Below are 5,561 nucleotides of genomic sequence, written 5' to 3'. Positions count from 1 at the left end.
TCTACTAACAATGGTAGGGTTTCTCATGCGCAATTATTTATTGGAAAAGAAGGTTCTGGTGTATTACAAATGGCAATTGCTTATGCACAATATATTTTAGCTTCTAATAGCAATGATCCAGAAATGGTCGCTATTAAATGTGAAAAATTAATGCATCCTGATTTACATTTTGCATTTCCAGTTGCAACTAATGAAAACATTAAAAGCAAACCGATAAGTAATGATTTTTTAGAAGAATGGCGCGATTTTGTTAAAAACAAACCTTATGGAAATTTATTTGAATGGTTGCAATCTATTGGCGTTGAAAATAAACAAGGACAAATAGGTGTTGACGAAGCAGAACAAATTGTAAAATCATTAAAGCTAAAAAGTTACGAAGGTGGTTTTAAAATAATGATAATTTGGATGGCCGAAAAAATGAATAATTCTGCTTCTAACAAATTATTAAAATTATTAGAAGAACCTCCTGAAAAAACGGTATTTTTATTAGTTGCTGAAGACGAACAGCAGCTAATTACAACTATAAAATCTCGTTGTCAAATATTGCATTTTCCATTATTATCTAACCAAGTTATTGAAAAAGGATTGATTGAAAAAGAAGGTACCGATCAACCTATTGCAGCACAAATTGCGCATCAGGCAGATGGGAATTTTAACAAAGCACTGCATTTATTACACAATGATAATGCCGATGAACAATTTGAGCAATGGTTTATTACCTGGATAAGAGCTGCGTTCAAAGCAAAAGGAAACGCTGCGGTAATTCAGAATTTAATTAGTTGGAGCGAAACTATTGCAAAAAGCGGAAGAGAAACTCAAAAACGATTTTTAAAATACTGTTTACAGTTTTTTAGACAAGCTATGTTGTTAAATTATAGTGCCGATTCTTTAGTTTTTTTAGAGCCAAAAACGCCTGGTTTTAAGTTAGATAATTTTGCGCCTTTTATACATAGTGGCAATATTTTGGAAATAACAAAAGAATTAAATGAAGCCATATATCATATCGAACGTAATGGAAATGCAAAAATTATTTTGTTAGATTTATCAATAAAATTAACGCGCCTTTTACATACTAAAGAAACCAATTAATTATGTCGATTTTCAATAATAATTCAGCTGAAATTTTACTGTTGTTATTCTTTATAATAACTTATTTTTTATCAGTTGTTGAAAAAATAGCTGATTGGAAAAACACTATATTATATTATACCAATCATTTTAAAAATACGGTACTTTATAAAATGATTCCACTTTTATTGGTTCAGGTTTTAATTTTTGAAATTGCCGCATTACTTTTATTAAGTATAGGTCTTTATTTTTTGGTTTCAGAAAACTCAATTACTATCGCTAAAATAGGATTGGAAATTTCTGCGCTTACCTTATTACAATTTTTGGTAGGACAACGATTGGCTAAAGATTATCCTGGAGCAATGAATATTGCAGTATACTTTATTTTAAATATTATTGGAATTTATTTATTAACTTAAAATATTGATTATGAAATTATTAGGAATAGGTTCTCGCATTAAACATTTCGAATTTGGTTTGGGTGTAATTACCAATGTAACCTCAAAACATTATTGGGTTACTTTTATTGAAAACGGATTGGAAACTATTGATTTAGATAGTGATTTTGAAGTTATTGAAGGCGTTGAAGATGATGTTGATACTATTAGTTTCTACGAAGTAGAAACCACACTTAAAAACATGCTCAAACAATGGTCAGATATTTCTGAAATTATTCCAATCGGAGATCGTTGGAAAGGTGGAAAAATAATACTTGAACCAAAAGACACTACTTTAGCAAGTAAAGAAATTCCAATTGACACGTTCTTTCATAAAATTGTTATGGTAAGAGATCGCATTAGAGTTATGGAACAAAAAATAAATTCAAGTAAATTAGATGATCAAGATAAGGTAGATTTACAACAATATATTACTCGAATTTATGGAAGTTTAACCACGTTTAATGTGTTATTTAAAATAAAAGAACAGCAATTTTCAGGAGCCAAAAGTAAGTAAAATTTCAGTATAATTGCTACAAAAAATAAAAGCCTTTAATGTATATTAAAGGCTTTTTTTATCTGATTATTAATAATTTATATGTTATTTTTTAGCAAAATCTTGATTTAATAATTCTAAAATAGCACTTGTAACATTTAAGTTGTCATCTCCATACATTACAGTTCCGTTTCCAGAAGTCCCTAAAACTAAATTTAAACCATTAGCTTTGGAATAAACCGATACAAAACTATCTACTTTTTTAGTAATAGCTTCGCTTAATTTTTGATTTTCTTGCTGTAATACTTGTCCAGCTTGTTGCTGTCTAGCTTGTAAACCCTGCTGCTCTTGCTGCAATGCTTGTTCTGTTTCAGCTCTTTTAGAAACAGACATTTTTTGAGCGTTTTGATAATATTCTTGCACTTTGGTTTGAAAAGGTGCAGAGATACTATCCAATTCTTTTGCCATAACCTCTTGTTTTTCTTTTAAGGTCTCTTCCAAAGCTTTTGTTCCGTCATAATCTTTCATTAAATCTTCAACATTAATGTAAGCTATTTTTGTTTGATTACAAGATGCAAATAGAATTACAAAAGCAATTAATAGTAATTTTTTCATGTTTTTAATTTTTGGTTCTTTTAAAATTTTTGCGAATATATAAACAAAATAGATAGTTTATATTATTATTTTTAATTATTCGATTAATTTATACTAAAATATAATACTATAATTAATCTTTATTAAAAATGGACTAAATAGCTCAAATATACTCGTGTTTTAAAAATAATGGAAGGCAATAAATAGATTCAGGGATAAAAACTCGTTAAAAGAGCTTAAAATCGATTTTACGTGTTTTTTATGATGTAAATTAAAGAAGAATACTCTTTTGAAGACGCTGCCTTTAAATTTGACTTTAAACCAACATAAAATGCCTTTAGAAAATTAGATTTAGACGTTTTATATTTTTCACTTAACAACGAAACATAAAACGAATCAAATTTCATTGGAAGTGTTTTAACAACATCCATTTGTTCTTTTAAAAAAAGTTTTTGAATCGCAGTTTTTGAAAAATGCCATAAATGTCGTGGCACATCAAAAGCTGCCCAATATTGTTTATAATGCAAAGCATCATAACTTTTAAAATTTGGAACTGCAACAACCAAAACTCCATTTGGCTTTAATAAGGATTTTAATTTTGAAATGTATGTTTCTAAGTTCGGCACATGTTCTAATACATGCCATAAAGTTATGACATCAAATTTTTCTGATTCTAATTCATTAATATCCGTAAAAATACTTGAATCCGATTTCTTATTAATTTTTGATTTAGTTAAGTTTCTTGCATTTTCATTTGGCTCTACTCCTACAACATTCCAACCATTATTTTTGCAAATTGCTAAAAAATCTCCTGTACCACATCCAATATCTAATAACTTTTTTTCTGAAGTTTTAAATGAATTAATAAGTTTTAATTTTTTATTTAGAGCATACTTTTTTACAATTTGATACACTTTATCTACAACAGATTTTTTAGCATCTGTATGTGAAATATAATCTAAACTCTGGTAATACAAATACAAATCCTCAACTTTTGGTTGGGGAAACGTTTCTAGCATATCGTACTCAGCATTGTACAGTAAATCAAATTTTTTATTTGAAACGGTATAATCTATACAACTTAAATATGGTGTTTTTTCTAAATTCATTTAAACAATAATTAAAAACAATTCACAATTATTAATTGATAATTAAACAATAACATCGCGCTATGTATTCCTACCTTAGCAGGAATGACATTGTGGTATAAAACAATCATGAATTATGATCCTTTTGAATCTTTCAATTTTTCAATAATAAAAAAAACGTTCCACGTGGAACATTAAATATTATCTTCCCATATAAACTAATAAAACAGAAACATCACTTGGTGAAACCCCACTAATTCTACTCGCTTGGGAAATGGTTATAGGTTTGATTTTGGTCAATTTCTGACGTGCTTCAATAGATAAAGATTTTACTTTAGAATAATCGAAATTAGACGGAATTGCAACATTCTCTAATCTATTTAATTTATCTGCCTGATTCTTTTCTTTTTCAATATAGCCGGCATATTTAACATGAACTTCTGTTTGCTCTATAATTTCATTATCAATATTATTTTCTAAAATAAACGCAGCCACATCGGGTATTTTTTGAAGGTCATGAAAATCTAATTGTGGTCTTGCAGCTATTTTAAACATCTTCATAGATTGCGAAATTGGAGCGGTTTTATTCGCTTCTAAAATTGGATTAATTACCTCTGGTTTTATGCTAGTTTCAATTAAAAATTTTACAAATAAATCTGTTTTCTCCTGCTTTTCAATTACTCTAGTCATACGTTCTTTTGAAGCCAAACCTAATTCAAAAGACATGGGAGTTAAACGTAAATCTGCATTATCTTGTCGTAACAAAGTTCTATACTCGGCCCTAGATGTAAACATTCTATAAGGCTCTTCTGTACCTTTTGTAATTAAATCATCGATTAAAACACCAATATAAGCTTCGTTCCTTTTTAATATAAAAGGAACTCTATCCTGCACATTTAAAGCGGCATTAATCCCTGCCATTAAACCTTGCGCAGCCGCTTCTTCATAACCTGTAGTCCCATTAATTTGACCTGCAAAATATAAGTTTTTAATTAGCTTCGTTTCTAGTGTATGCTTTAATTGAGTAGGTGGAAAAAAGTCGTATTCGATTGCATAACCATATCTAAAAAACTTTACATTTTCAAAACCTGCCACTTTACGTAAAGCTTTATCTTGAATATCTTCAGGTAACGAAGTTGAAAATCCATTTACATACACCTCTACCGTATTCCAACCTTCTGGTTCAACAAATAACTGGTGACGTTCCTTTGTTGCAAATCTGTCAATTTTATCTTCTATAGAAGGGCAATATCTTGGACCAATACTTTGTATCCTCCCGTTAAACATAGGTGATCTATCGAAACCTGTTCTTAATAAATCGTGTACTTCTTTTGAAGTATAACTCATATAACAAGACCGTTGCTTTTTTAATGGTTTTGTTGCAGCTAAATAAGAAAACTTTTCAGGATTTTCATCACCAGGCTGTTCAATCATTTTTGAATAATCTAAAGATCTTCCATCAACTCTTGGAGGAGTTCCTGTTTTCATTCTTCCAGCCTCAAAACCAACTTTTACTAAATCTTCTGTAATACCAATTGAAGCACTTTCTCCAGCTCTACCTCCACCAAATGTTTTATCACCTATATGTATTAAACCATTTAAAAAAGTACCTGCCGTTATAATTACAGTTTTCGATTTTATTATAATTCCTAAAGAAGTTTTAACACCAACAATTTTATCATTTTCAAATATTAACCCTTTTACCATGTCCTGAAAAAAGTCAACTTTTTCAGTTTGTTCTAACATGTTTCTCCAAGTTTCAGCAAAACGCATACGATCACTTTGGGCTCTTGGACTCCACATTGCAGGTCCTTTAGATTTGTTCAACATTTTAAACTGAATAGCAGTTTCGTCAGTTACAATTGCACTATCACCACC

The 5,561-nt window shown here is 29.4% G+C and carries 6 protein-coding genes; 3 read left to right on the top strand and 3 right to left on the bottom strand.

Features of this window, described 5'->3' with window-relative positions; all coding sequences use genetic code 11:
• The 3 genes from AB1Z17_RS14195 to AB1Z17_RS14185 all read left to right on the top strand — a co-directional run.
• Window positions 1–1,089: ATP-binding protein (locus tag AB1Z17_RS14195; protein ID WP_368052426.1), on the top strand; the 1,089-nt coding region annotated here is incomplete at its 5' end.
• A gap of 2 nt (window positions 1,090–1,091) precedes the next feature.
• Entirely contained in the window at window positions 1,092–1,487 is a 396-nt protein-coding gene (locus tag AB1Z17_RS14190; protein ID WP_368052425.1) for a DoxX family protein, read from the top strand.
• Window positions 1,488–1,497: 10 nt separating this feature from the next.
• Window positions 1,498–2,022 (top strand): hypothetical protein, encoded by a 525-nt coding sequence (locus AB1Z17_RS14185; protein WP_368052424.1) that lies wholly within the window; start codon window positions 1,498–1,500, stop codon window positions 2,020–2,022.
• An 84-nt stretch (window positions 2,023–2,106) separates the two neighbouring features.
• Here the strand turns inward: AB1Z17_RS14185 and AB1Z17_RS14180 are convergent, their stop codons facing one another.
• The 3 genes from AB1Z17_RS14180 to mnmG form a co-directional block, all read right to left on the bottom strand.
• Window positions 2,107–2,616: an OmpH family outer membrane protein gene (locus tag AB1Z17_RS14180; RefSeq protein WP_368052423.1), complete on the bottom strand. Its 510-nt coding sequence runs from the start codon at window positions 2,614–2,616 to the stop codon at window positions 2,107–2,109.
• Between the two features lie 227 nt (window positions 2,617–2,843).
• Window positions 2,844–3,704 carry a class I SAM-dependent methyltransferase gene (locus AB1Z17_RS14175; RefSeq protein ID WP_368052422.1) on the bottom strand — a complete coding sequence of 287 codons (861 nt, stop codon included), beginning with the start codon at window positions 3,702–3,704 and terminating at the stop codon, window positions 2,844–2,846.
• A 180-nt stretch (window positions 3,705–3,884) separates the two neighbouring features.
• Window positions 3,885–5,561 (bottom strand): tRNA uridine-5-carboxymethylaminomethyl(34) synthesis enzyme MnmG (mnmG, locus tag AB1Z17_RS14170; RefSeq protein WP_368052421.1); only part of this gene is annotated, 1,677 nt, incomplete at its 5' end.

The sequence above is a fragment of the Lutibacter sp. genome (assembly GCF_040883305.1).
GTDB lineage: Bacteria > Bacteroidota > Bacteroidia > Flavobacteriales > Flavobacteriaceae > Lutibacter.
This window is presented reverse-complemented; position numbering and strand designations above follow the sequence as displayed.

Coding starts and splice junctions, on each gene's coding strand:
- AB1Z17_RS14190 (WP_368052425.1), top strand. CDS start 1,092: ATGTCGATTTTCAATAATAATTCAGCTGAAATTTTACTGTTGTTATTC.
- AB1Z17_RS14185 (WP_368052424.1), top strand. CDS start 1,498: ATGAAATTATTAGGAATAGGTTCTCGCATTAAACATTTCGAATTTGGT.
- AB1Z17_RS14180 (WP_368052423.1), bottom strand. CDS start 2,616: ATGAAAAAATTACTATTAATTGCTTTTGTAATTCTATTTGCATCTTGT.
- AB1Z17_RS14175 (WP_368052422.1), bottom strand. CDS start 3,704: ATGAATTTAGAAAAAACACCATATTTAAGTTGTATAGATTATACCGTT.